The following is a 26,656-nucleotide window of genomic DNA, read 5'->3' as shown; positions in this document are numbered from 1 at the left end:
AGCCATGGTAAGATTTTTATTAGCAAGACCGATTGCTGTTTTTATGACCTTTTTGGCTTTGATGGTCTTTTCGGTGATTGTTTTCCGAACCTTGCCCATTTCACTTTTACCTCCTATTGATGTTCCCCAAATCGTCATCAAAGTCAACTATCCCAATGCTTCGCCCGAGGCCATAGAGCAAAATGTGCTTTCCCCAATCCGGGAAAGCCTGATGACGCTCAATGGGCTGGAGGATATGGACAGCAAAGCGGGCGCCGAGGTGGGGTCCATCCGCCTGGTTTTTGACTATGATACGCCCATGGACCTGGCTTACATAGAGGTCAACGAAAAAATTGACAGGCTCACAAACAGTTTGCCTTCCGATCTAAGCCGTCCCCAGGTCATTCGGGTCAATACCAATGATATTCCGGTGGTAAGAGTTCAGGTAACTCCCAAAGCGGGTTTTGACTTTACTGAAGTCAGTCTCCTCACTGAAAATGTGCTCAAAAAAAGACTGGAGCAATTGGAAGGGGTATCCTTGGTGGATATCAATGGCAAGAAAGAACGGATCATCACAGTCAGCCCCGATAAAGCTGCCCTCAGGGCTTTGGGGATGTCTGAGGAAAATGTGATCAATGCAATCCAATTTGGCAATGAAGAACTGCCGGGAATTTCTGTGGAAGATGGGCAGTTCCGCTATTACCTGCGCTTGGCAACACGTGTGGATAATCCTGCAGACATCATGAAATTACCGGTGACTTCTTCCGAAGGAGTCACTGTCGATTTGGGCAAAATAGCAAAGGTGCAATATGAGGTCAATGAAGTGATGGGCTTTCATTTATTCGGGGAAGAGGAGGGCTTGGTGATAACCGTGCACAAACAGGCGGCGGCCAAGATGAATGAATTGTTGCCCAAAATATATGAAGCCATAGACATCTTTCGGGAGGATTATCCGCAGGTGGATTTTGCGCTGACACAGGACCAGTCGGTTCTCCTTAATGCAGGCATCAGTAACCTGCAGACTTCTTTGTTGTTTGGGGGGATTTTTGCTTTTGGGGTACTATTCATTTTTATGGGCAATTACAGAACACCCATTATCATTGGGATTTCTCTGCCTTCCTCTCTGCTGATCAGTTTCTTGGTTTTCTATATATTCGATCTTTCGATCAATGTCATTTCCCTTTCCGGGCTGGCCTTGGGTTTGGGGATGCTCATTGATAATTCCATCATTGTATTGGACAACATTACCCGTAAAAGAAAAGAGGGCTTAGCCATTTTTGATGCCTGCGCAGAAGGGGTAAATGAGGTAATGTCCGCCTTGGTCAGTTCAGTATTGACTACCTTGGCTGTCTTTGTACCATTGGTTTTCCTGAGTGGAATTTCCGGGGCCTTGTTTTTTGATCAGGCGGTGTCGGTGGCGGCCATCCTTAGTGTGTCCTTATTGGTGGCTTTTATTCTGCTTCCCATGTTGTATCATTTTTTCTTCCACAAGAAATCCCAGGAAGGATTACCTGAGGAAGACAGCCGTTTTTTCAAAGCGGTTCTGAAAGGATATAAGCGCTTGTATGTAAAGATATTTTCCAAACGAGGTCTTAGTTTTGGGTTTTTTCTGCTTTTGATTCCTGCAGGCTTGTCGTTGGCCTATTTGCTGCAGGTTCAGGGATTGCCGCCCATAGAGAAATTTGACGCAGTTGTGAGGATCGATTGGAATGAACCTATCGGGGTGGAGCAAAATAAAAACAGGGTTCTGGTCATATTGGAAAGCATGCAGGGGACTTATGAAAAGGCTGAGGCAGATATTGGGGTAAGGCAGTTTATTTTATTTGATGGAGAAAGTTCATTGCAAGAGGCAAACCTGTATTTTCTTTTTGAAACCCAGGCATCCAAAGCTGAGGAGATGGCTAAGTTGCAATCCCTCCTCAAATCAAGTTATCCCAATGCACAAGTGGAAATTTCAGATGCTCCCAATGCTTTTGATCAGTTATTTGCTTCCAATTTGCCTTATTATGAGGTGCGATGGAAGGATTTGACCACCAAACGGCCTGTGGAGGAAGACAGGATGGATGCCTGGTTGCTTGAATTTCCTTCCCAAGAGTTCGAGCGTGGACCTAGCCTGCAAAAGGAGGCTTCTGTAGTTTTCCGACTGGATCCTTCCAGAATGGCGTTGTATGGTATTCAGGTCAATGAGCTCTTGGAACAGGTCAGGAGGTTGTTTGGTGCTTTCACCATCACCGATATCAAAAGATTTGGTGAAATCACCCCCATCAAACTCAGTGCTGAGAAGAGGGATTTTGAGGCCATCTTGAGAAATAATTCCATTAAGGGAAAAGATGGGGTAGAATACGCGCTCCACAATTTTATCCGCTTTGAATATGAGAACCAGTATAAGTTCGTCACTGCAGACAAGGGGGGAGTTTATCAATCTGTCCTGCTTACATCAGATAATCCTACGTTTTACAATTCTGATATTTTCCGATGGGGAGCTGACAGGAACCTGAGTGTGTCTTTCTTTGGTCAGTATTTTAAGGATCGGGAGACCATCAGTGAGCTTGTAGGTATTTTATTGGTGGCGGTTTTGTTGCTGTATTTTATCCTTTCAGCCCAGTTTGAAAGCTTTGTACAGCCATTGATCGTTATTTTCACTTTGCCATTGGGCATAGCAGGAGCCTTTTTGGTGCTTTTGCTCACAGGAACAAGTTTGAATGTGATGTCGGCCATTGGCCTGGTGGTGATGTTGGGCATCATGGTCAATGATGCAATTTTGAAAATAGATACCATCAACAGGTTAAGAATAAAATATGCCTCGACGCACTCTGTGAAGGAGGCTTTGGACAGGGCCTTGTTTGAAGCAGGGGAAATCAGGTTGAAACCCATTTTGATGACTTCTGTAACAACTATTCTGGCTTTGTTGCCTGTGGTGTTCAGTTCAGGATTAGGAGCGGATTTGCAGCGGCCATTGGTCTTTTCAGTCATCGGCGGCCTTACCATTGGTACCTTCACGGCATTGTACTTTGTGCCATTGGCGTATTGGTTTGTCGGGAGATGCGAGAGACGAGAAGCGAGAAACGAGACGGTGTAATGAGAAAGTAGTAAGAAGTAAGTTGAAAAAAGAGAAACAAGAGATAAGATATAATTGTACCAAGTACCAAGTACAATGAACCAAGTACTAAGAACTCCTGACAAGTGAAAACTACAAAATTGAGGCTTGAAGGGGTTAAAGAAATTGAGTGATTAATTATGTGAAAAATAATCATTATGAGTGAAGAACTGCCTGTCCCTCAGAATTGCGGGAAGCGAAGAATCTCCTCTGGTTTCGGACTGACTGCTGTTTCCGTCATCCTGAACCGCAGCTTGCGGAGGTGAAGGCTCTCCTCTATTTTGGGAGACTCCCCGAAAGGATCGGGGCAGGCTTTCTATTCGTCAGAGTGACGGGTGTTTACGTCATTCTGAGATTTTAAAATTTGGCATTTACAGAAAGGTAATGACATCTTGTTTTCCACGTCATTCTGAGACGGAGCCTGCGGAGTCGAAGAATCTCCTAAACTATTGGAGATTCTTCACTCGTTCCTCGCTCAGAATGACGGTTACTCTTATCTGTCAATGGCAGCGGAGCTTGCGGAGTCGAAGCATCTCCTATTTATAGGAGACCCTTCCTTCGTCAGGGTGACGATGGGTTACGTCATTCTGAACCGCAGCTTGCGGAGGTGAAGAATCCCCTTTGCTTTTGGGGACTCTTCACTTTGTTCAGAGTGACGTGTAGTGATTTTAACCAAAGAAAATTAGACTTATAAATGCAAAAAGGCGGTGCTGTTTACATTTTAACAAATGCTCATCATACAACACTGTATATCGGAGTAACTAATGATTTACAAAGGCGTCTTTATGAACATCTAAATGGTTTGAATCGAAATTCATTTGTGACTAAATATAACCTTAGAAAACTAATTTATTATGAAGGTTTTCATGCAATAGAAGAAGCAATCATAAGAGAAAAACAATTGAAGGGATGGACAAGAAAGAAGAAAATTGATTTGATAAATAAAATAAATCCAAGTTGGAAGGACTTTGGAGAAGAAGTGATGAATTGGTGATGCTATATCATTCTGAGATTTTAAAATCTTGCATTTACAGAAAGGCAATGACATCACTTGATCCGTCATCCTGAACCGGAGCCTGCGGAGGTGAAGAATCCCCCATAAATAGGAGACCCTTCGCTTCTCTCAGGGTGACGGTTACTGTAATCTGTCAATGGTAACGTAGTGAAGGATCTCCTCTATTTTGGGAGGCTCCCCGGAAGGATCGGGGCAGGCTTTCCATTCGTCAGAGTAACGGGTGTTTACGTCATTCTGAGATTTTAAAACTTGGCATTTACAGAAAGGTAATGACATCTTGTTTTCCACGTCATTCTGAGACGGAGCCTGCGGAGTCGAAGAATCTCCTAAACTATTGGAGATTCTTCACTCGTTCCTCGCTCAGAATGACGGTTACTCTTATCTGTCAATGGCAGCGGAGCTTGCGGAGTCGAAGCATCTCCTATTTATAGGAGACCCTTCCTTCGTCAGGGTGACGGTTGTTTACGTCATTCTGAACCGCAGCTTGCGGAGGTGAAGAATCCCCTTTGCTTTTGGGGAGTCTTCACATTGTTCAGAGTGACGGATACAGAAGGGGAGACACTTTGCTACTCTAAGGGTGACGTGTTTTCTAGAGGAGACCCTTCGCTTTGCTCAGGGTGACGTAACAGTTCACGATCTCGCTTCTCGCTTCTTGATTCTTATCTCTCGCTTCTCGCATCTAACAGTCTCAAAAAAAAATGTCACCATTCAGGATTATCATAGCGTTCATAGTACTCAGCATCATCGGATTTGCTTTGGTGCCCAGGCTTTCCGTGGACCTGAATCCGCGGGAGCGTGAACCGGTATTGACGGTGAGTTATTCTGTACCTAGATCCAGTCCTGAATTGGTGGAAAAACTGGCTACCTCCCCCTTGGAAGGAGCGCTCTCCCAATTGGCAGACCTCAAAAAGATAAAGTCGGTATCCAATTACGACAGGGGCTCTATTACCTTACGTTTTGATAAAAACACGGATATGGACTTCAAGAAATTTGAAGTGGCTTCTATAATCCGGCAGGTCTATCCTTCTTTGGATTCCAAAGTTTCTTATCCCTTGGTCACCCAGTCTGAAGAGCGAAGAAGTGACCAAAAAACCCCCATTCTTACTTACTCTGTCAATGGGCCTTTTGCTTCTTTTGAGATCAAAAAAATCGCTGAAGATGTACTTAAATCCACCCTCAACCGATTTGAGGAAATTGAGGAAGTGACCATCCGCGGTGCCAATGACCTGCAGCTTTTTGTGACCTATGATATCAAAAAACTGCAGGCGCTCAAGATGAACAGGCAAGACTTGGAATCTGCAATCAGGGGAGCCTTTGGCATGTCTTATCCAGGTGCCCTTATCAATACCAGAGAGGAAACACTATTTATCCAGGTGGACAGGTCACTCAATAGCCTTGGCCAATTGGAAAATCTGTTGGTCACTACGCGTGAGGGTAAGGAAATTTTCCTGAAAGATATCGCTCAACTTACACTTGAAGAAGCAGAAGCTACTTCTTATTACCGCATCAACGGAAAAAACTCGGTTACCCTTTCCATCATCAATAGAGATGGGGTAAATAAGGTTCTTTTAGCTAAAAATATTAAAGCCGCTATAGAGAGTGCTAAGGACCTACTGCCGGCAGGCTTTGAAGTGCGCCTGGAGAATGATGATACGGAATTTCTCGAGAAGGAACTCAATAAGATTTATAAAAGGTCCGGTCTTTCTATTCTTATCCTGATTGTTTTTATTTTTTTGATGAACAGAAACCTGCGCTACCTGAGTATCCTTTTCTTAGGGATTGTGGTCAATCTGAGCATTACAGGGATTATCCTCTATTTGATGCAAGTGGATATCCATTTATACTCTTTGGCTGGATTGACCATTTCCTTTGGTCTGATTGTAGACAATGCCATCATCATGATCGATCACCTGCACAAGCACAAGAACAGGAAAGTTTTTCTTGCCTTATTGGCTGCATCTTTGACGACCATTGCGGCTTTGATGATCGTGTTTTTCCTTCCGGAGGATGACCGCAAAAACCTGACAGAGTTTTCTGTGGTGGTGGCCGTGATGCTGGCGGTATCTTTATTGGTAGCCTTGCTTTTTACCCCGGCCATGTACCAGTTGCTCTTTGGAGAGAAAGCTAAAAAAGGTAGGGTGCTTAATGTGTCCCAGTTGAGGAGGAGGGTTAAGGGTTTTCGTATTTTTCAGAGAGGTATTGGATTTGTTGCCAACTATAGAAAGACTTTTGTTGCCCTTTTGATTCTACTTTTCGGGATTCCGGTATTTTTCCTGCCCAACAAATGGGAGGGGCAGGAATGGTACAATAAGACCATTGGAAGTACCCTATATCAGGAAGAAATCCGGCCACATGTAGATAAATATTTGGGAGGATCATTGCGGATGTTTGTAAGGGGGGTGTTTGAAAAATCGTCTTATCGAGAAGCTGAAAAGACCAGGTTGTATGTCTCGGCACGTTTGCCTTTTGGAAATACCTTGGATCAGATGGATTTTATCATGCGGGAATTTGAAGGCTATCTGAAAGGGGTGGAGGGGATTGATCAATTTGTAACCTGGGTGCAGTCAGGACAGTATGCCCAGATTGTGATCACCTTTAAGGAGGCCTACGAAAAATCTGCCCTTCCTTATCAGTTGAAAGGAAGGTTGTCGGTCAAGTCCACCGATTGGTCTGGCGCTAGGTGGACAATTTATGGGGTGGGACAGGGCTTCTTTACAGGGGCAGGAGGGGAGGGGATTCCCACTTTCCGAGTTACTATGAAAGGCTATAATTATGATGAACTGGAACGGCAGGCAGAGATCCTGGCCGAGAAACTTTTACAACATCGCAGGATTCAGGAGGTAAATACCAATGAGCGTCTTGGTTGGAATGAGGAAAAAACAGAAGAATATGTCCTTCGTCTGGATCAGGGCAATATGGCACTTGGAGGGACGAATCAGTACCAGGTTATTGCTGCCCTTAATGATGTGTCCAAACCTACAGGTCCATCGGTATTTTTGACCATGGAGGATAAAAATTACGGTTTGGTGGTGAGGGAAGGAGCTTCAGCCAGATACTCGAAATATGATCTGGAATCCAATAGTCTCATTACCGGTGAAGATCGTATATTCAAGATCAGTAATTTTGGTTCCCTGACTAAAGAGACTACCACCAATTCCCTTCACAAGGAGGACAGGCAATATATCCGTTTGGTCGCTTTTGAATACATGGGTTCCGCCAAATTCGGCAATGAATACCTGGATGAGGTCTTAGAGGAAATGAAGGCTATCATGCCCATCGGTTATTCCGCTTCCAAGCAGACCTGGTCCTGGAATTGGGAGAAGGCGAAAAGACAATATAGTCTCATTCTGGTGCTTATTGTAGGGATCTTCTTTATTACCTCGGTATTGTTTGAAAACCTCAAACAGCCTTTTTATATCATTTTGATAATCCCAATCTCCTTTATTGGACTCTTTTTGATTTTCTCTCTTTTTGATTTCTATTTTGATCAGGGCGGCTATGCTGCTTTTGTGATGCTGGGAGGCTTGGCGGTGAATGCAGCCATCTTTATAGTCAATGACCTGAATAACCGAAGGCAAGGGCTTTACAACAGGAACATCCTCAAAGCAGTAGCGGGAAAAGCTGTGCCAATTATGTTGACAATACTCTCTACCTGTTTTGGATTGATTCCCTTTATCATGGAAGGGCAAAATGAGATTTTTTGGTTTTCCCTGGCTATCGGAACTATAGGTGGCTTGGTTTTTAGTGTGGTTGGTGTGTTTTTGGCCTTGCCGGTGTTTTTGTGGAAGAAGGGAGAATCATAAAGATCGATTTGAAAAAAGCGGAATGGCAATCCATTGTATCGATTCCCGAAATTGCGAATTTCAAGAGCAGGGTTATTGATATTTTTGAAAATTCCTTACCTTTGCAGTCCGTTCGGGTGAACGGGGTCTCATGGCTTGAAAATCAGAGACTTTATCATTCACTAAAAAACCTCAATCCGATGACCCTAGGATTGTTGAAAATCAGGGTTAATCAATATTATGTCAAAACAAAAAGAGTTTAACTGGGACGATTTCGACACCAGAGGATTTGGTGAAGGTTATTCCAAGGACAAGAGAGCTGAAATGGAGGCTCTTTATGCAGGAACCTTGAATGAAATCACTGAGAAAGAAGTGATCAAAGGTACTGTTGTAGGAATCAATGATAAAGATATTATCATTAACATCGGTTTCAAGTCTGATGGATTAGTTCCTGCCTCAGAATTCCGTGATCTTCCTGACCTTAAAATCGGAGATGAAGTAGATGTGTTCATCGAAGAGCAGGAAAATGCTTTGGGCCAGTTGGTGCTTTCCAGAAAGAAAGCCAGAATGGTACGTGCATGGAGTGATATCGAAGACGCCCTGGCTAATGATAGCGTAATTGAAGGTCTGGTAAAAAGAAGAACCAAAGGTGGTCTTATTGTAGACATCTACGGTGTGGAAGCTTTCTTGCCAGGTTCTCAGATTGACGTGAAGCCTATCAGAGATTTTGATGTCTATGTAGGTAAGAAAATGGAAGTAAAAGTGGTTAAAATCAACCACACTAACGATAACGTAGTAGTTTCTCACAAAGTCTTGATCGAGAAGGATCTTGAGAAGCAAAAAGCTGAGATCCTGAACAACCTTGAGAAAGGTCAAGTATTGGAAGGCGTGATCAAAAACATGACCAATTTCGGTGTGTTCATCGACTTGGGTGGTGTAGATGGTCTATTGCACATTACTGATATCTCTTGGGGCAGAATCAACCATCCAGAGGAAGTATTAAGCTTGGATGACAAAGTTCAGGTGGTAGTACTTGACTTTGATGATGACAAGAAGAGAATTTCCTTGGGTATGAAGCAGCTGACTGCTCATCCATGGGATGCACTTTCTGCAGAATTGGAAGTAGGTTCAAGAGTTAAAGGCAAAATCGTTAACGTAGCTGACTACGGAGCATTCTTGGAATTGGCTCCTGGAGTTGAAGGTTTGATCCACGTTTCTGAAATGAGCTGGTCTCAGCACTTGAGAAATCCAGCTGACTTCGTAAAAGTAGGTGATGAAATCGAAGCGGTAGTATTGACTTTGGACAAGGACGAAAGAAAAATGTCATTGGGTATTAAACAATTGACAGAAGATCCTTGGACTAAGGGTGACATGGTGACCAAATATGCCGTAGGTACCAAGCATAAAGGTGTGGTAAGAAACCTGACCAACTTTGGCTTGTTCCTTGAACTTGAAGAAGGTATTGATGGATTGGTACACGTTTCTGACCTATCTTGGACCAAGAAAATCAAGCATCCATCTGAGTTTGTGAAAGTAGGAGATGAGTTGGATGTGATTGTTTTGGAACTTGATGTAGAAAACAGAAGACTTGCTCTAGGTCATAAGCAGTTGGAAGAAAACCCATGGGATACTTTCGAGACTGTTTTCCCAGTAGGTTCAGTTCACAAGTGTACTGTAAACTCCAAGAATGATAAAGGTGCTGTGCTTGAACTTCCTTACGGATTGGAAGGCTTTGCTACCTCCAAAAACTTGGAAAAAGAAGATGGTTCTCAGGTAGAGGTAGGTGAATCTTTGGACTTCAAAGTGACCGAATTCTCCAAGGACGATAAGAGAATTGTTCTTTCCCATACTGCTACTTTCAAGGAAGAAGCAAAGGCTGCGGCTGCTCCCAAAAAAGGGAAAAAGCAAGCTGCTGCTCCTGCTGATGCTCCTGCTGCTGCAGAGAAATCCACCTTCGGTGATATTGATGCTTTGGCGGAGTTGAAAGAGAAGATGGAAGGCGGGAAAAAGTAAGGGACTAGAAGCGAGAAGCGAGACTCAAGACTCAAGAAGCAAGACGAGTATCTTGTGAGTAATACAATGAGTGGCTGTCGTAAGGCAGCCACTTTTTTTTAACCTTTGAGGTTTTTGAAACCTCTTTCTACCTTTCTACCTTTTCTGCTGTAATGGGCAATTCCCTAACCCTTGTTCCAGTACAATCAAATACAGCATTGGCAATGGCTGCCGCCACTGGCCCTTGGGCCGCTTCCCCAGCACCCAAAGGAGGGAGTTCTGGCCGGTTGATGACATGTACTTCGACCCCTGGTATATCATTGGCCCGCAGGATTGGATAACTGTTCCAATCTTTACTTAATATTCCTTTTTCATCATACTTGATTGATTCCATTAAGGTCCAACTGGCAGATTGTATCATACCCCCCTCGGTCTGATTGATGAGACCATCAGGATTGATGCACTGTCCGGCTTCAATCACACCGATCATTCTCTTCAATTTGAAAGCCTCTTTTTCAGTGATTTTTTCCACCTCGACCATCACCGCAAAATAGGCAGCGGAATTTTTATATTTGGCAAATGCAATTCCATACCCTTTGTTTTTTGATCGCTCCAATGCATTCCATTTGGTTTTTTCTTTCAATTTTTCCAAAACAGCAATAGCCCTTTCATCCTTTAGGTTATGGATCCTGAATGTAAATGGGTCAACGCCAGAAGCCTTAGCGAGTTCATCAATAAAAGATTCCAATGCAAATATATTGGCATATGCTCCAAGACCCCTGAGGGCAGAGGACCTCAAAGGTCCATCATAATTAAAAAGCTGAAGCCTAACATCCGGTATATCATATAAAGGTGTAGCATTCCTGTAAGCTCCTCCAGAAAATCCACCTTTTCTAAATGGGAAAGGGTTTCCTAAATGCCGGGCTGAAACAAAATGTCCTGCTTCTCCCCGAGGTCGCGTGCTATGTGAATCAGACCAAATCTTGCTGTCCCATACCTGAATCAACCCTTCCTTCGAGACCCCAGCTTCCAGTTCCATGATCATCGCTGAACCATAAGGTTCCCATTGGTGCTCATCTTCCCGCATCCACTGCAGACGTACATGTTTCCCCGGCAGGTGTTTTGCAATCAAGGCAGCTTCAGCAGAGACATCATCTGCGCCATTATGACCATAACAACCCGATCCTGGTATTCCTATACATCTGATTTTTTCGCTATCCATTTGAAAAAGATCTGCTAATGTAGCCTGTAATGGATAGACACCTTGGGTAGGTGACCAGACGGTGAGTTGGTCATTTTCCCATTTTGCCAAGGCGCAGGAAGGACCTGCAGAACCATGCATTTGGTAAGGACGCTGATAGACGGATTTAAGCCGGATAGGGGAGATGGTCAGCTGCTTAGAAATATTTGGGGTTTCCTGAATGATTTCCGGTTTTTGGGTCTTGCTGCGCATATCGGCAAACAATCGGTCAGGAACGGGGTTTATAGTTGGTTTTTCCCAGACTGTTACCTCTTTGAGTTTTTCCCAAGCCTTTAAAGCTTGATATTCCCTTTCTGCAATTACTGCTATAAAACTTCCATCTATCAGGAGCTTGAGTACTCCTGTTAGAGCTCTTACGGCTGTTGAATCTATGGAAATAAGTTTGGCACCATAGCTTGGCGGGTGCAATACCCTTGCATGGACCATTCCTGGTAGTCTCAGGTCATGCACGAAATGTGCATCTCCTTTGACCAAATGGAGAATATCTTCCCTTGGAATTGGTTTTCCTACATATTTGTGTTTATTGATATCCAGTATCTGTGCTTTTCCGGTAATGGATTTTTCATAATAGGCTCCATTAACCAAATCCCAATAGCTGGTTTTTTTCTTATCAGGTGAGGTAATCCAGCCATCCTTCACCATTAAGTTTTCATATGGTGCCTGCAGTTTTTCTGAAGCCAATTGCAAAAGAAAGAATTTTACTTCCGCAGCAGCCTGCCTGATAGCAATGCCACTCCCTTCAATGGAGTTGCTTCCTGAAGTGTAGCCCTCGTTGGCAGTTTGTCCAGTATCTCCATTGATAATATGACACCTTTTTATATCCACTTCCAATTCATCTGCAGCAATTTGGATCAAAGCAGTTCTGATTCCCTGTCCCAACTCTTTCTTCCCTGTTAAGACCGTAACATGCCCTTCTGCATCCAGTCTAATCCAGGAGTCTATAAGGTCTTTTCCTGCATGAGGCCGAACAGGGATTCCATTGTAAGGCTTTGTTAAATTGGAATCTTCTTCGTAGGGACTACAGTTGACCAATGGGAAGAGATTGAAACCGATCAGTAAATGTCCTGTGGTTTTCAAAAATGCCCTTCTATCAACTTTTGAAATTTTCATAGCCTAAAATTTTGATTGGGAGTCAGCAGCTTTTTTGACTGCTTTAATAAATCGGCTGTGGGTACCACATCGGCAAATCACTTTATTCAAAGCCTCTCTTATTTCATGGTTATTTGGATTGGGATTTTTTCTGAGTAATTCTAAGGCGCTGATCAACATTCCATTTACACAATAGCCGCATTGGGCTGCCTGAACCTCAAAAAATGATTGTTGTAAAGAATGCAATTTTCCTTTTTTGGAGAGCCCCTCAATAGTTTCGATTTTTTTCCCTTCAAAGTCCGAACAGGGTATACGACAGGTATAACTGCTTTGTCCATTAGCAAGTACCAGGCAAGAACCGCATTGGTGAAGACCGCAGCCGAATTTGGGGCCATTTAGACCAAATTCCTCTCTGAGTACATAAAGAAGAGGTTCTTCGGGATCTACATTGATGGTTTTTTTTGTTCCATTTACAGCTAAAACAATTGATTTAGTCATTTTCCACCCTTTTGATGAAAACTTAAGCTAATCAAATATTGCGAAAATGACAATAAAATATACCAAAAGCGGATATGAACAGATGACAAGTGGAGGGATTTTGGGCAATTTAGAAAGCAGAATGGAGGATAAAAAAATAAAAAAGCATCTCATTTTTGAGATGCTTTTGTGGAGGTCGCGAGCGGATTCGAACCGCTGTACAAGGTTTTGCAGACCTCTGCCTAGCCACTCGGCCACGCGACCATTTTGTAATCGGAATGCAAATGTAGACATATTAAAAACCAAAGCAAATCCCAAATGTAGATTTTAATTTAAATTAAATAATTAATGCAAAAAAAATTGGGATATAAATCAAGACCAAAGATGGCGTTGAACCACCTGGACAAGCCTCGTTGGCTTGTTGCTAATCCTCAGCTACCCGTCTGTTTATTAATTTGGAATTAAAAGTGATTTTCTACTTTTAGTTTTCAGGAAGGTAGTTCAAAATCATCCGTTATTGATAAGCCTTCCTTATTCCTTCTATCAACAATTTTTATGCAAAATGTTGCCCCGTTTATGTAGGTAGCTGTCCGTTGGTAGAAAACACCAAATAATATTTTATTTATAACGATTCTAAATTGCTATTAGGCTCAAGAAATGAGTTGTAAAAAGCTGAAAAGCAGTTGATTATATAATTGAAACCTTATTGCAAACTTTTTTTGGAGCTACTCCGTTCAAGTTTGAAAAATTGAATTGGGGTAGTACATTTGCAGTGTTTATCAAAAAACGTGCACCAAACTGTTTAATAAGTAATAAATATGTCGATCAAGCGCTCATTAACAAGTGTTCCGTTGAAGCTTAGCACCCTTCTGATGCTATTCTTCCTCATGCTAGGGACACAGGTCTTTGCGGCTAATCCCGAAGTGTCAGATAGCGAAGAAGCAATTGCGGCCGGAAAATCAATTTTCAATGCCAATTGTAAAACCTGTCACAAACTAGACCAAAAAAGTGTAGGTCCAGCCCTAAGAGGTGTGACTGACCGGAGATCCATTGACTGGACAAAAAAATTCATCCGTAATTCGCAAGCTTTGATTGCATCTGGTGATGCACAGGCTGTGGCCATTTACAACGAATTCAACCAGTTGGTTATGCCAAACCATGAGTTCCTATCAGATGATGATTTGATGAACTTGCTGGCTTACGTAGAATATGGTGACAAGGCGGATGCTGCTGTGGCTTCTGCCGGGGGTGAAGGGTCTGTTGCCGCAGGAGGAGCAGGTATTCCAAGCGAATATCTTACGATAATCTTGGCGGTCCTCGTGATTGTTTTGTTGTTGATCCTTATAGTGTTGGGATTGATCATTTCAATTCTAACCAAATACCTAAAGACCCAGCCACTTGATGAAGCTGATCAGGAATTCATCAACCAAAAATCGGATTTCAAGAAAGTCTTCCGATCTGATGCATTTGTTATTATAATAACTGCATTGGTTGTGGCATTGGTAGTAAAAACGGCACTTGACGAGCTTTATACTATTGGTGTGCAACAAGGCTATGCTCCTAAGCAGCCTATTGCGTTCTCACATCAATTGCATGCCGGACAATATGAAATACCTTGCCAGTATTGTCATACTGGAGTGGAAATCGGTAAATCCGCAAATATTCCTTCTGCCAACATCTGTATGAACTGTCATATGCATATTCAAAATGTAGGTGGTAAGGATGGTATTTCTCCTGAAATCGCTAAAATCTACGCAGCTGTAGATGAAAACAAACCTATTGAATGGGTTAGGGTACACAACCTTCCTGATCTTTCTTATTTCAACCATGCACAGCACGTAGCTGTAGGTGGTGTTGAATGTCAGACCTGTCATGGTCCTATTGAGGAGATGGAAGTAGTTTATCAGCACAGTACACTTACTATGGGATGGTGTATAGACTGTCATAGACAGACAAGCATTCGTACAGAAGGCAACGAGTACTATGACAAGCTTGTACAATTGCACAGCGGCTCCAAGAATGCTTTGAAAGTGAAGGATATTGGGGGTTTGGAGTGTGCCAAGTGTCACTATTAATTTAAATCAATTCAGAACTTACTTTTCTTGAATATACAATGAAAGAAAATAAAAAGACCTACTGGAAAGGGTTAGAAGAATTGACAAACGATGAGTCGTTTGTTAGAAATGCTGAAAGAGAATTTCCTGAGGGTCCATCTAATTTGGATGGTTCCTCAAGAAGAGACTTTCTGAAAGTGATGGGTTTCAGTTTGGCAGCGGCTTCATTGGCCGCTTGTGAGGCTCCAGTTAGAAAGGCCATACCTTATGTAAATAAGCCGGTGGATATTAATCCATCTATCCCCAACTACTATGCTTCCACTTTCGCTTCAGGCGGTGATTATGCATCAATAGTTGTAAAAACCAGAGAAGGAAGACCAATAAAAATCGATGGAAATGAGCTTTCTCCAATTACAAAAGGGGGAACTAACGCCATTGTAGAGGCTTCCGTACTTTCCTTATATGACAAGCAAAGACTTAGTGATCCATACATCAACGGCGAAAAGTCCGAATGGGCAGCCCTAGATGCAGAAGTTAAATCTAAATTAGCTTCTGCAGGATCTGTTAAAGTCATTACTAATACAATAATCTCTCCTTCTACAGAAAAGGCATTAGCGGAATTTTCTGCTGCATTTGGTGGAGCAGAGGTAATTACTTATGACCCGGTTTCCAGTTATGGTATTACCAAAGCTGCTGAAATGACATACGGTTCTGCCATATTGCCAACTTACGATTTCTCCAAAGCGACTGTAATAGTAAGTTTTGGAGCTGATTTCTTGGGAACCTGGATTTCTCCAATCGAATTTGCCAAACAATATGTACAAGGCAGGAAGATTACCAAAGAGAAGCCAGTAATGTCCCGTCACTTCCAGTTTGAGTCCAATTTGTCCCTAACTGGCGCCAATGCTGACTACAGGACTCCTATCAAGCCTTCCCAAAGCGGTTTGGCGATATTGGCTTTGTACAATGCCGTTGCCAAACAAGCAGGAGCAACTACTGTTTCAGCTCCAGCTGTAGAAGTTGAATATTTAGAAAAAGCTGCAAAAGAACTTTGGGCAAATAGAGGTAAATCAATAGTAGTATCTGGATCCAATGATCCAAATGTTCAGGTGGTAATCAATGCCATTAATGATTTGTTGGAAAACAATGGTGTAACTGTTGATTTTTCCAGACCATCTCACTTCAGGAAAGGTGATGATGCGAAAATGAACCAGTTTGTGACTGACCTTAAAGGTGGCCGTGTGGGAGCAGTAGTTTTCTTTAACTGTAATCCTGTTTACGACTATGTTAAGGGAGCTGAAATCGCAGAATCTATCTCTAAGGCAAAAGTTTCAATTGCTACCAATGGTACAATGGATGAAACAGCCTCTTTGGTTCAATACGTCGCTCCAGATCATCATTACTTAGAATCCTGGAATGACTTTAATCCAAGAAAAGGGGAATACAGTTTATCTCAGCCCACTATTTCACCACTTTTCAATACTAGACAAGCGCAAGAATCCTTCTTGGTTTGGGCAGGAATCAGTACTAACTACTATGATTACTTGCAAGAAAACTGGAGATCTAGCTTAATGGGTACTCAATCTGAGATTTCTAATTTTCAAGAGTTCTGGGATAGGTCTTTGTTTAATGGTGTATATTCCACCCCTTCGACATCTTCCGCAATCAGCGGAAATGCAGATGTGGCTGTTGCAGCTTCAGCTGTTGCTAAATCCTACAAAGCAGATAATGCCGGTGTTGAACTGGCAGTATATACAAAAGTTGGTATAGGTAATGGTTCTCATTCCAACAACCCTTGGTTGCAGGAAATGTCTGACCCAATTTCCAAAGCCACTTGGGATAATTACCTTACCGTATCTCAAAAATGGGCTAATGAACATGGTCTAAAAATGGTTGAAGGTGCAACCAGAAAGGCAAAAATTACTGTTGGTGATAAGTCTTTGATTGTTCCAGTATTGGTACAGCCTGGTCAAGCCCAAGGTACAGTAGGTTTGGCTTTAGGTTATGGTAGAAGTAAAGCTGGAAGAGTTGCTAATGGTCTTGGTGTAAATGCTTACGATCTGTTAGATAGTTCAAAAGGTTTTGTGAATTTTGATGTTACTGAGGGAGTGAGTGTTGAGCTACTTACGGACACTTATAAAATTGCACAGACTCAAACTCACCATACCTATATGGGCAGGGAGTTTGTCATTCAGGAAGCTACCCTGGCTGATTACAAGCAAGATGCAAGTGCCGGTAGATATAAACCTCAGATTTATAAGGAAGGTGAATTCGTAAAACCATCCAAAATTTCTCTTTGGAAGGGCCATCAGTACAGTCAACATCACTGGGGCCTTGCTATTGATATGAACTCTTGTATCGGCTGTGGCGCATGTACTGTTGCTTGTCAGGTTGAGAATAACGTATCTGTAGTAGGTAAGCAGGAAGTTCTCAATAGGAGAGAAATGGCCTGGATCAGGATTGATAGGTATTATTCCTCTCCTGAAGGAGCCAGTTCCAATAAAGAATTGGAACAGGCAGCAGACAATCCTGAAGTTACATTCCAACCGATGATGTGCCAGCATTGTAACAACGCTCCTTGTGAGACTGTATGTCCAGTGGCTGCTACTACCCACTCTTCCGAGGGTCTTAACCAAATGACTTACAACAGATGTATAGGTACAAGGTATTGTGCCAACAACTGTCCATATAAAGTCAGAAGGTTCAACTGGTTCAAATACCATGATAATAAAGATTTCGCGGCAGTGAACGTAGCCCAGAACGATGATTTGGGTAAAATGGTACTGAATCCTGATGTTACTGTTAGAGCAAGAGGTGTTATCGAAAAATGCTCAATGTGTGTTCAGAGAATTCAGTCCGGTAAATTGACTGCTAAAAAAGAAGGTAGAAAAGTACAGGATGGAGACATCAACACTGCATGTGCTACAGCTTGTCCTACCGATGCGATTGTATTCGGTGATATGAATGATCCAAATAGCAAGATCACTCAGATGCTTAAAATTCAGGAAGACACTATTTCTGCTGTGAAAGAAGTGAATGAAGAAAGAGCCTACCACGTGTTGGAAGAAATCAACGTTAGTCCAAACGTATGGTATTTCACCAAAATCAGAAATAAGGATAAATCAGAAGCGTAAAAATTAATATAATAAGATATGCAGGTTACTTCATCCGTACGCGAGCCGCTTATTACAGGCGGAAAAACCTTAAAAGATGTTACCCATGATATCTCTAGACAAGTGGAGGGCAAGCCAAGTATGGCTTGGCTCCTTGCTCTTTTGGTCTCAGTGGGCGTACTTGTCTTGGGAGGGCTTGCCTTGGTGGCCACTCTTTGGGAAGGTATCGGAATGTGGGGGCTCAATAAGACTATCGGTTGGGCATGGGATATCACCAACTTCGTATGGTGGGTCGGTATTGGTCACGCCGGTACTTTGATTTCCGCAGTACTTTTATTGTTCAGACAGAAATGGAGAATGGCTATTAACAGAGCTGCTGAGGCGATGACCATTTTCGCTGTAATTTGTGCTGCTATGTTCCCAATTATTCACATGGGCCGTCCTTGGTTGGGTGCTTATTGGGCACTTCCTTTGCCAAATACCTTTGGTTCATTGTGGGTTAACTTTAACTCACCACTTTTGTGGGACGTATTTGCGATCTCAACTTATTTCTCTGTATCCTTAGTTTTCTGGTATATTGGTTTGATTCCAGATTTTGCAACTATCAGAGACAGGGCTACAGGAATTAGAAAGGCCATCTACGGTGCATTAGCATTTGGTTGGGATGGGGCTGCAAAAACTTGGAGCAGATATGAATCAGTAGCACTTATCCTTGCAGGTTTGGCTACGCCTCTTGTACTTTCTGTACATACTATCGTATCCTTTGACTTTGCTACCTCTGTAATTCCAGGTTGGCACACAACAATCTTCCCTCCATACTTTGTGGCCGGTGCGATTTTCTCCGGTTTTGCTATGGTATTGACTTTGATGATCATTACCAGGAAAGTATTTAAGTTGGAAGATTACATTACAATTGTACATATTGAATTGATGAATATCGTAATCATCATTACCGGTTCAATTGTGGGTATCGCCTACATTACAGAATTCTTTATAGCATGGTATTCAGGTGTGGCTGCAGAGCAGTATGCTTTTGTCAATAGGGCTTTTGGACCTTATTGGTGGGCGTATTGGTCAATGATGACCTGCAATGTGATTTCTCCACAATTATTTTGGATCAAGAAAATCAGAACCTCTATTGTGGCTACTTTCATTTTGTCTATTGTAGTGAATATAGGTATGTGGTTTGAGCGTTTTGTGATCATTGTAACCTCATTGCACAGGGACTTCTTGCCATCTTCTTGGGCAATGTTCTCCCCAACTTGGTCTGATATTGGGGTTTACCTGTTTACCTTCGGTTTATTCTTTACTTTGTTTTTGTTGTTTGCTAAGTTTTTCCCTGTAATCAACATGGCAGAAGTAAAATCCATTGTTAAATCTTCATCTGAAAAAGTAAATAAATAAGAACATGGAAAGAGATAAAAACTTTGTCCTCGGTGTATATGAAGATGAGGATGTATTGTTAGAAGCGGTTTCCAAAGTGAGGGAAAGTGGAGTTAAAATCCATGAAGTTTACTCACCTTTTCCGGTCCATGGTCTTGATGAAGCTTTGGGTTATAAAAGAAGCAAATTGCCTATTGCAGCATTCCTTTTTGGGCTTTTAGGTACCATACTGGCATTGACCATGCAGTTCTATATGATGAAATTTGACTGGCCAATGATTATTGGAGGTAAGGATCATGCTGCTTTTCCGGATTTCATTCCTGTTACCTTTGAATTGACAGTTTTACTGGCAGCATTTGGAATGGTGGGAGTATTTATGATTTCCAGCAACCTTAAGCCTTGGGGTCAACCCAGAATCTTCGATTTGAGGATTACTGATGATAAGCATGTGATGGCCATAGACTTAGCTACTAATGCTTCTTTGGGAGAAGGAAAAATTGCTGAGGTACTGAAAAGTTCAGGTGCTACAGAAGTCAATAAAAAAAGTTTTGAATAGGTAAATAGAAGTCATGAAAATAACTCATTCTATATACGTAATCGCAATTGCAGGATTCTCGATTGGACTCGCTTCCTGTGGTGCTTCCGGAGATCATCCTGGTTATGAATATGCTCCTCAGATGTATAATTCTGTTGCTTACGAACCTCTGACTCAGATCCAAAACGAACAGGAAGGTTCTTGGCTTTCCAACAGAGAGGACGGAAAAGGTGAATTCTTTAACAGCAATATCAATAATCCTCATGGTATGAATATGAGGGAGCCTGTGGAAGGTACAGTTCCAAGGACAAAAGATGGTTCACTTCCTTATAGACTCAAGGCATTTGAATTGGAGGAAGCTGCTAAAATCCAAAATCCAATTGAACTTACTGATCAGGTACTTGCAGAAGGAAAAGTTCTTTATTATCAGTATTGCTCTGCCTGTCATGGCGCCAATGGTGAAGGTGACGGCAAAGCTGGTGAAATTGTAGGTGGTGTTGCCAATCTTAAAGGCGGTGCCTACATCGATCTTCCTGAAGGCCATATCTTTCATGTCATCATGAAAGGTAAAGGTAGGATGGGAGCTCATGGATCACAGATTTCCCAAGAGAGGATATGGAAAATTGTCCACTATGTCAAACAAGAAATTCAGAAACAATAATCATGGCACATAGTACTTCAAACTATAATTTGGATCAAAAATTTGACTTTACGGCATCGCTGAAAAAGTCAATAATGACCGTTTTGGTAATAGGAGCGGTTATCCTAGCTTTCGGAATTATTACTGCTATGTTGGGCGGTGGCCATGATCATGCTAATGAATCTGGAGGACATGAATTTCACTGGTATCAGAGGTTATTTGCTAACCTGTGGATAAATAACGTTTACTTCACAGGGATAGCTATCATTGGTGTGTTCTTCTTTGCATTGCAGTACGCGGCTCAAGCTGGATGGTCTACTGCGATCTTGAGGATTCCGTTATCTTTTGGTAATTGGTTGCCTTTTGCTGCAGGATTGATGATTGTAACTTTCTTTGTTGCTAATCATGACCTTTTCCATTGGACACATAGCTACATTTTTGATAAGGATAGCCCTGAGTACGACAAACTGATTGATGGGAAAGGTGCTTTCTTTTACTGGCCAATGGAAAATGGCTCATTTCCTATATTCTATATCCTTAGGATGGTTTTGTTTTTTGGTTTCTGGGTATTTTTCTTCAACAAGCTAAAATCCTTGGCTTTTGAAGAAGATATTCAGGGAGGAACAAGTTATTGGAGGAAATTAAGAACTTGGTCTGCTTTGTTTATTATTTTCTTTGCTGTTTCTTCATCAATTTCAGCTTGGGACTGGGTAATGTCAATCGATACGCATTGGTTCTCTACCATGTTCGGCTGGTATGTGTTTGCATCTTGGTTTGTAGCTGGACTATCCGCTATTACTTTGGTAGTGGTTTTTCTTAAGGAAAAAGGATATCTTGAAATGGTCAATCAGAACCATATCCATGATTTGGGTAAATTTGTATTTGCTTTCTCTATTTTCTGGACTTATATCTGGTTCTCGCAGTTCCTTTTGATCTATTACGCTAATATTCCGGAAGAGTCAGTTTATTTTGTAGAGAGATTGCAGAGTGATGTGTATAGCCCGTTTATTTTTGTAAATCTAGTTTTAAACTTCTTCCTGCCATTCTTAGTTTTAATGACTAGAGATGCAAAAAGACATGCGATCTTCCTTAAAGTTGTCTGCTCAATCATTATATTAGGTCATTGGTTTGACTTCTTCTTAATGGTTCAGCCTGGAACGTTGGGACATAATGGTGGGTTTGGTTTGATGGAAATTGGTATGTTATTGGTTTATGGTGCAGCATTTACGCTCGTTGCTTTAGGTGCTTTAGCCAAAAAGCCCCTAATTGCTAAAAACCATCCTATGTTGGAAGAAAGTTATCATCATCACATTTAATTATCCGAAAAAGTTAACATTATGTACGGATTTCTTATAGCTGTTGGTATCCTGTTGTTATTATCCATCATTTGGATGGTGTACAGGATACAGACTTTAGTTTCTGTTGTCAAAGGAAGCGATAAAAAAATCGCTACCGGAAGCAACAAAGTTAACGCCATCATGTTCGTTTTGTTCCTGGTTGGAGCGACTGTTCTGATGTTCTGGTATTCTATCAAAGAATTTGATAATTATAACCTTCCAGTTGCTTCAGAACATGGTGTCATTACAGATGAGTTGTTCTGGATTACCATGGCTGTGACTGGTATTGTTTTTATCATTACCCATGTCCTTCTGTTTTGGTTCCCTTATAAATATCAATATAAAGAGGATAGAAAAGCCTCTTTCTACCCTGAGAATAATAAACTTGAACTGATTTGGACTACCGTTCCTGCAGTAGTTTTGGCCCTATTGGTAATTGGTGGCTGGAGAGCTTGGTCAGATATAACTGCACCCGCACCGGAAAATTCTCACGTTGTGGAAATCATGGGATATCAGTTTGCTTGGGAGGTTAGGTATCCAGGTATGGATAATGTATTAGGGGAGCATGATTACAGGTTAATCAATTCAAGCAATATTTCAGGCGTGGATTTCTCAGATAAAAATGCGCTTGATGATTTCTCTTCTCCTGTAGTTGTAATTCCTAAAGGAGAACCTGTATTATTTAAAATCAGGGCAAGAGATGTATTGCATTCTGTGTTTGCTCCACATATGAGATTGAAAATGGACGCTGTTCCGGGTATGCCTACCAGATTCTGGTTTACTGCGACCAAGACTACTGAGGAAATGCGTGCTGAGTTGAACGATCCTGAGTTTGTTTATGAGATTGCATGTACCGAAATCTGTGGAAGAGGGCACTTCTCTATGAGAAAAGAAATCAGGGTTGTAGAACCGGAAGAATATAGAAAATGGTTAGCTGATCAAAAGCCTTACATTGTCAATAACCCTGCTTTAGTGGCTGACCTTCCTGCGGAATTAAAAGAATTAGCTGAGATTACTATCAGCGAATATAAGTAATTAAATTATCAAAATATGGCAACAGCTCACACAGCTACACATAGTGCTACAGGCCATGATCATCATGATCATGAGCATCACGATAATTTTATCACCAAGTATATTTTCACTACAGACCATAAAATGATCGGTAAACAATTTTTGGTTACCGGTATGTTCTGGGCGATTATTGGTGGTTTGTTATCATTGATCTTCAGGTTGCAGCTAGGGTTCCCTGACATGAAATTAGAATGGTTAAGGCCTGTTCTTGGGGGTTGGATTACTCCTGATGGTGCTCTTGATCCAGAATTCTACCTAGCTTTAGTAACAATGCACGGTACCATCATGGTATTCTTCGTGCTTACAGCAGGACTGAGTGGTACATTTTCCAATTTCCTTATACCACTTCAAATCGGAGCACGTGACATGGCTTCAGGTTTCATGAACATGCTTTCTTATTGGTTGTTCTTTGTTTCCAGCGTAATCATGTTCATCTCCCTGTTTATTGAAACAGGACCTGCTTCTGGTGGCTGGGTAGTATATCCGCCTCTTTCTGCGCTTGAGCAAGCTATGCCGGGTTCAGGATTGGGTATGACTTTGTGGTTGGTGGCAATGACCTTCTTCATTGCATCTTCTTTGTTAGGAGGTATCAACTATATTACTACAGTTATTAACCTCAGAACAAAAGGTATGTCTTTCTCAAGACTTCCTTTGACTATCTGGGCTTTCTTCCTGACCGCAATCATTGGTTTGTTGTCTTTCCCAGTATTGTTCTCTGCCGCATTGCTTTTAGTATTTGACAGAAGTTTCGGTACAAGCTTTTACCTTTCAGATATCTATATAGGCGGTGAAGCTTTGCCAAATACTGGAGGTAGCCCGGTTCTTTATCAGCATTTATTCTGGTTTTTAGGTCACCCTGAAGTTTACATTGTTTTGTTGCCAGCACTAGGTATAACTTCAGAGATCATTGCCACAAACTCCAGAAAGCCGATCTTCGGATATAAAGCTATGATCATTTCTATGTTGGGTATTACCATACTTTCATTTGTGGTATGGGCTCACCATATGTTCGTGTCCGGTATGAATCCTTTCTTGGGCTCTATCTTCATGTTCCTTACTTTGATCATTGCTATTCCTTCTGCTGTTAAAGTATTTAACTATTTGACTACCTTATGGAGAGGTAACCTTGTGTTTACTCCTGGTATGTTGTTCTCTATAGGTTTGGTTTCTTTCTTTATCTCTGGAGGTCTTACAGGTATATTTCTAGGTAACTCTGCTATTGATATTCAGTTGCATGACACCTATTTTGTTGTAGCACACTTCCACTTGGTAATGGGATCTGCCTCCTTCTTTGGAATGGTAGCAGGTATTTACCACTGGTTCCCTAAGATGTTTGGTAGAATGATGGATGCCAGATTGGGTTATGTTCATTTCTGGTTGACTTTCATCGGCGTATATATGGTGTTTTTCCCAATGCACTATATCGGTATTGCCGGATTCCCTAGAAGATATTATTCTTGGACAGGTTTTGAATTCTCCAATATGTACACTGATCTGAACATGTTTGTATCTGCCGCCGCGATCATTACTTTTGCTGCCCAGTTTATCTTCTTGTTCAATTTCTTCTACTCTATGTTTAGAGGTCGTGTGGCTTCTTTAAACCCTTGGAGATCCAATACACTAGAATGGACTACACCGCTTCATCCTGGACATGGTAACTGGCCAGGCGAAATTCCAGCGGTTTACAGATGGCCATACGATTATTCCAAACCAGGTGCTAAAGAGGACTTCATTCCTCAGACAGTTCCTTTGTCTGCTACTCCTGAATCCAATTTGCCACATGAGCAAGAGCTAGTTAAATTGGAGAAAGAAATTATAGCCGATGAAGAAACTGATTTGGTAGCCAATGAATCAAAAGAATCTTAATACGATAAGCAGCTTTCGCAGGATTTCTTTAATCACTGTGATAGGTGTTTATTTTCTGATATTGGTCGGGGGGATCGTCCGAAGTACCGCTTCAGGTATGGGATGTCCTGATTGGCCTAAATGTTTTGGGAGCTGGGTTCCACCTACACATGTGGATCAGCTCCCAAATGATTATCAGGAGATATACTTAGCCAAAAGAGTAGCTAAGAATGAGAGATTTGCAGCTCAACTGGATAAGCTTGGATTTGCTCGAAAGGCAGAGGAGGTTAAAAATGATCCTTCAATTCTGATTGAAGAGGAGTTCAATGCCGTCAAGACATGGATCGAATATGTAAATAGATTGATCGGTGCAGTGATTGGTTTATTGGTATTGATTACCATGATCCGATCATTTCCTCTATGGAAAGCAGATAAATGGATTCCCCTCTTGGCAATATTTAATTTATTGCTTGTGTTGTTTCAGGCTTGGATAGGTTCGATTGTTGTTTCTACCAATCTCCTTCCATGGATGATTTCATTACATATGGTGTTGGCTTTGGTAATCGTTTGCCTATTGTTGTATATCCATTACCGGTCATATAGGCTTGCCTACACGGTAAAATACAAGACAGATAGGCCTAATAGCTTATTCAATATCATGTTGGTCGGTTTTGTACTAATGTTGATACAAATAGTGCTTGGGACCCAGGTTAGAGAAGAAATCGATCATGTTGCATTTCAAATGGGGAATCTGATGCGTGAAGAGTGGATTTCAATGTTAGGTATTCCTTTTCTTATTCACCGTTCCTATTCAATTCTCCTGTTTGGTATTCATTTGGTCTTTCTCTACAAAATATATAAATACACCCTAAGGAACGTTAGCCTTTTTAAATGGTCACAGGTCTTATTTGGGGTAATTGTATTTGAGATTATTACTGGGGTTGGTATGGCATATTTTGCTATTCCTGCATTTATTCAGCCCCTTCATTTATTGTTTGGTTCATTGATTATAGGAATACAGTTCGTGATCCTATTATTGCTCAATGATCAGAAAAAGTTAAATGTTGAAAAAATCAGTTCATGAGAACTTTAAATAGCTACGAAGCATCTTTATTTGATGTCCTATCTTTAAGGGCTAAGGCTTATTATGAGCTTATCAAATTCAGGCTATCTGCATTGGTTACCTTCTCAGCGGCTTTTGGCTTTATACTTGGGGATTCGGGAACCTTCTTTTCATGGAATAGTTTCTTTGCCTTGGTAGCAGGTGGTTTTCTAATTACCGGGGCATCAGGTGCGGCTAATGAAATTCTGGAAAAAGATCTGGATAAATTAATGAAAAGGACGCAAAACAGGCCTTTACCATTGAATCAGATTTCTTTAAATGAAGCTTATTGGTTTACTTTCTTGACAGGACTGTTAGGAGTGGCTATTCTTTGGTTTTTCACCAATCCCCTGACAACCGCTCTGGGTGTTTTAAGTATGGTATTGTACATTTTTGTGTACACTCCATTGAAACGTGTTGGTCCAATTGCCGTATTTATTGGTGCGATTCCTGGTGCTATGCCTCCGTTATTGGGCTGGACCGCTGCTACAGGCATAATCGGTCATGAGGCGCTGATACTATTTGGTATACAGTTTATCTGGCAGTTCCCTCATTTCTGGGCAATAGCCTGGGTAAGCGATGAGGATTACAAAAGAGCTGGGTTTAAATTACTACCTAGTGGTGGAAAGAAAGATCTCAATACCGCCATTCAGATCATGATCTATACCTTGTTTCTACTTCCATTGGGCTTGCTACCTACTTATTTTGGACTTACAGGCATTAATTCAGGGATTGTGGCTACAGTTTGTGGTGTGTTATTTCTGGCGCAGACCTTTTCCTTGATGAGAGATTGTTCCAGAAAATCTGCTCTAAAGATTATGTTTGGATCGTTTCTTTATTTACCGATTGTCCAAATCGCTTATATGTTGGATAAAATTTAA

16 protein-coding genes and 1 tRNA gene are annotated in these 26,656 nt (G+C 41.6%); 14 read left to right on the top strand and 3 right to left on the bottom strand.

Annotation, left to right across the window (positions count from 1 at the left end):
* Positions 1–4: 4 nt before the first annotated feature.
* From CLV48_RS07060 to rpsA, 4 genes are all read left to right on the top strand, one after another.
* Positions 5–3,058, top strand: coding sequence for an efflux RND transporter permease subunit (locus CLV48_RS07060; protein WP_106566587.1), 3,054 nt, complete (start codon positions 5–7; stop codon positions 3,056–3,058).
* A 712-nt stretch (positions 3,059–3,770) separates the two neighbouring features.
* Positions 3,771–4,070: a GIY-YIG nuclease family protein gene (locus CLV48_RS20645; RefSeq protein WP_211299914.1), complete on the top strand. Its 300-nt coding sequence runs from the start codon at positions 3,771–3,773 to the stop codon at positions 4,068–4,070.
* Positions 4,071–4,789: 719 nt separating this feature from the next.
* Positions 4,790–7,894, top strand: coding sequence for an efflux RND transporter permease subunit (locus tag CLV48_RS07055; RefSeq protein WP_106566586.1), 3,105 nt, complete (start codon positions 4,790–4,792; stop codon positions 7,892–7,894).
* 219 nt (positions 7,895–8,113) lie between these two features.
* The gene (gene rpsA / locus CLV48_RS07045; RefSeq protein WP_106566584.1) at positions 8,114–9,886 is read left to right on the top strand and encodes a 30S ribosomal protein S1; all 1,773 of its coding nucleotides are present in this window, start codon (positions 8,114–8,116) and stop codon (positions 9,884–9,886) included.
* 127 nt (positions 9,887–10,013) lie between these two features.
* Here rpsA and CLV48_RS07040 read toward each other — a convergent pair whose 3' ends face one another.
* From CLV48_RS07040 to CLV48_RS07030, 3 genes are all read right to left on the bottom strand, one after another.
* Complete coding sequence (locus CLV48_RS07040; protein WP_106566583.1) at positions 10,014–12,236, bottom strand: xanthine dehydrogenase family protein molybdopterin-binding subunit; 2,223 nt, start codon at positions 12,234–12,236, stop codon at positions 10,014–10,016.
* 3 nt (positions 12,237–12,239) lie between these two features.
* A complete protein-coding gene (locus tag CLV48_RS07035) occupies positions 12,240–12,713 on the bottom strand; it encodes a (2Fe-2S)-binding protein (protein ID WP_106566582.1) in 474 nt (157 codons plus the stop codon).
* 169 nt (positions 12,714–12,882) lie between these two features.
* Positions 12,883–12,956, bottom strand: a tRNA-Cys gene (locus CLV48_RS07030).
* Between the two features lie 554 nt (positions 12,957–13,510).
* Between CLV48_RS07030 and CLV48_RS07025 the strand changes: the two genes are divergently transcribed.
* From CLV48_RS07025 to cyoE, 10 genes are read left to right on the top strand one after another with little or no spacing between them, the layout of a single operon-like run.
* Entirely contained in the window at positions 13,511–14,767 is a 1,257-nt protein-coding gene (locus CLV48_RS07025) for a c-type cytochrome (protein ID WP_106566581.1), read from the top strand.
* Positions 14,768–14,805: 38 nt separating this feature from the next.
* Positions 14,806–17,880, top strand: a complete 3,075-nt coding sequence (locus tag CLV48_RS07020; protein WP_106566580.1) for a TAT-variant-translocated molybdopterin oxidoreductase — start codon at positions 14,806–14,808, stop codon at positions 17,878–17,880.
* A gap of 18 nt (positions 17,881–17,898) precedes the next feature.
* Positions 17,899–19,263 carry an NrfD/PsrC family molybdoenzyme membrane anchor subunit gene (nrfD, locus tag CLV48_RS07015; protein WP_106566579.1) on the top strand — a complete coding sequence of 455 codons (1,365 nt, stop codon included), beginning with the start codon at positions 17,899–17,901 and terminating at the stop codon, positions 19,261–19,263.
* Positions 19,264–19,267: 4 nt separating this feature from the next.
* A complete protein-coding gene (locus CLV48_RS07010) occupies positions 19,268–19,798 on the top strand; it encodes a DUF3341 domain-containing protein (RefSeq protein WP_106566578.1) in 531 nt (176 codons plus the stop codon).
* Between the two features lie 13 nt (positions 19,799–19,811).
* The gene (locus CLV48_RS07005) at positions 19,812–20,438 is read left to right on the top strand and encodes a c-type cytochrome (RefSeq protein ID WP_106566577.1); all 627 of its coding nucleotides are present in this window, start codon (positions 19,812–19,814) and stop codon (positions 20,436–20,438) included.
* Positions 20,439–20,440: 2 nt separating this feature from the next.
* The gene (locus tag CLV48_RS07000; RefSeq protein WP_106566576.1) at positions 20,441–21,733 is read left to right on the top strand and encodes a quinol:cytochrome C oxidoreductase; all 1,293 of its coding nucleotides are present in this window, start codon (positions 20,441–20,443) and stop codon (positions 21,731–21,733) included.
* Positions 21,734–21,754: 21 nt separating this feature from the next.
* Entirely contained in the window at positions 21,755–22,789 is a 1,035-nt protein-coding gene (locus tag CLV48_RS06995; RefSeq protein ID WP_106566575.1) for a cytochrome c oxidase subunit II, read from the top strand.
* Between the two features lie 15 nt (positions 22,790–22,804).
* Positions 22,805–24,694: a cytochrome c oxidase subunit I gene (locus CLV48_RS06990; protein ID WP_106566574.1), complete on the top strand. Its 1,890-nt coding sequence runs from the start codon at positions 22,805–22,807 to the stop codon at positions 24,692–24,694.
* Positions 24,675–25,757: a COX15/CtaA family protein gene (locus CLV48_RS06985; RefSeq protein ID WP_106566573.1), complete on the top strand. Its 1,083-nt coding sequence runs from the start codon at positions 24,675–24,677 to the stop codon at positions 25,755–25,757. The genes CLV48_RS06990 and CLV48_RS06985 overlap by 20 nt, the downstream gene beginning before the upstream one ends.
* Complete coding sequence (gene cyoE / locus CLV48_RS06980) at positions 25,754–26,656, top strand: heme o synthase (RefSeq protein ID WP_106566572.1); 903 nt, start codon at positions 25,754–25,756, stop codon at positions 26,654–26,656. Before CLV48_RS06985 ends, cyoE begins: the two co-directional genes overlap by 4 nt.

It is taken from the genome of Cecembia rubra, assembly GCF_003014575.1.
Classification (GTDB): Bacteria; Bacteroidota; Bacteroidia; order Cytophagales; family Cyclobacteriaceae; genus Cecembia_A; species Cecembia_A rubra.
Note: the sequence above shows the minus strand (reverse complement) of the source record. Positions and strands in the feature narration are given on the sequence as shown.

Bases quoted from the DNA above. Each gene is read 5' to 3' on its own strand.
- CLV48_RS07035 (WP_106566582.1), bottom strand. From the start codon at position 12,713: ATGACTAAATCAATTGTTTTAGCTGTAAATGGAACAAAAAAAACCATC.
- rpsA (WP_106566584.1), top strand. From the start codon at position 8,114: ATGTCAAAACAAAAAGAGTTTAACTGGGACGATTTCGACACCAGAGGA.
- CLV48_RS06985 (WP_106566573.1), top strand. From the start codon at position 24,675: ATGAATCAAAAGAATCTTAATACGATAAGCAGCTTTCGCAGGATTTCT.
- CLV48_RS07005 (WP_106566577.1), top strand. From the start codon at position 19,812: ATGAAAATAACTCATTCTATATACGTAATCGCAATTGCAGGATTCTCG.
- CLV48_RS07060 (WP_106566587.1), top strand. From the start codon at position 5: ATGGTAAGATTTTTATTAGCAAGACCGATTGCTGTTTTTATGACCTTT.
- CLV48_RS07010 (WP_106566578.1), top strand. From the start codon at position 19,268: ATGGAAAGAGATAAAAACTTTGTCCTCGGTGTATATGAAGATGAGGAT.
- cyoE (WP_106566572.1), top strand. From the start codon at position 25,754: ATGAGAACTTTAAATAGCTACGAAGCATCTTTATTTGATGTCCTATCT.
- nrfD (WP_106566579.1), top strand. From the start codon at position 17,899: ATGCAGGTTACTTCATCCGTACGCGAGCCGCTTATTACAGGCGGAAAA.
- CLV48_RS07020 (WP_106566580.1), top strand. From the start codon at position 14,806: ATGAAAGAAAATAAAAAGACCTACTGGAAAGGGTTAGAAGAATTGACA.
- CLV48_RS20645 (WP_211299914.1), top strand. From the start codon at position 3,771: ATGCAAAAAGGCGGTGCTGTTTACATTTTAACAAATGCTCATCATACA.
- CLV48_RS07000 (WP_106566576.1), top strand. From the start codon at position 20,441: ATGGCACATAGTACTTCAAACTATAATTTGGATCAAAAATTTGACTTT.
- CLV48_RS06995 (WP_106566575.1), top strand. From the start codon at position 21,755: ATGTACGGATTTCTTATAGCTGTTGGTATCCTGTTGTTATTATCCATC.
- CLV48_RS07040 (WP_106566583.1), bottom strand. From the start codon at position 12,236: ATGAAAATTTCAAAAGTTGATAGAAGGGCATTTTTGAAAACCACAGGA.
- CLV48_RS07025 (WP_106566581.1), top strand. From the start codon at position 13,511: ATGTCGATCAAGCGCTCATTAACAAGTGTTCCGTTGAAGCTTAGCACC.
- CLV48_RS06990 (WP_106566574.1), top strand. From the start codon at position 22,805: ATGGCAACAGCTCACACAGCTACACATAGTGCTACAGGCCATGATCAT.
- CLV48_RS07055 (WP_106566586.1), top strand. From the start codon at position 4,790: ATGTCACCATTCAGGATTATCATAGCGTTCATAGTACTCAGCATCATC.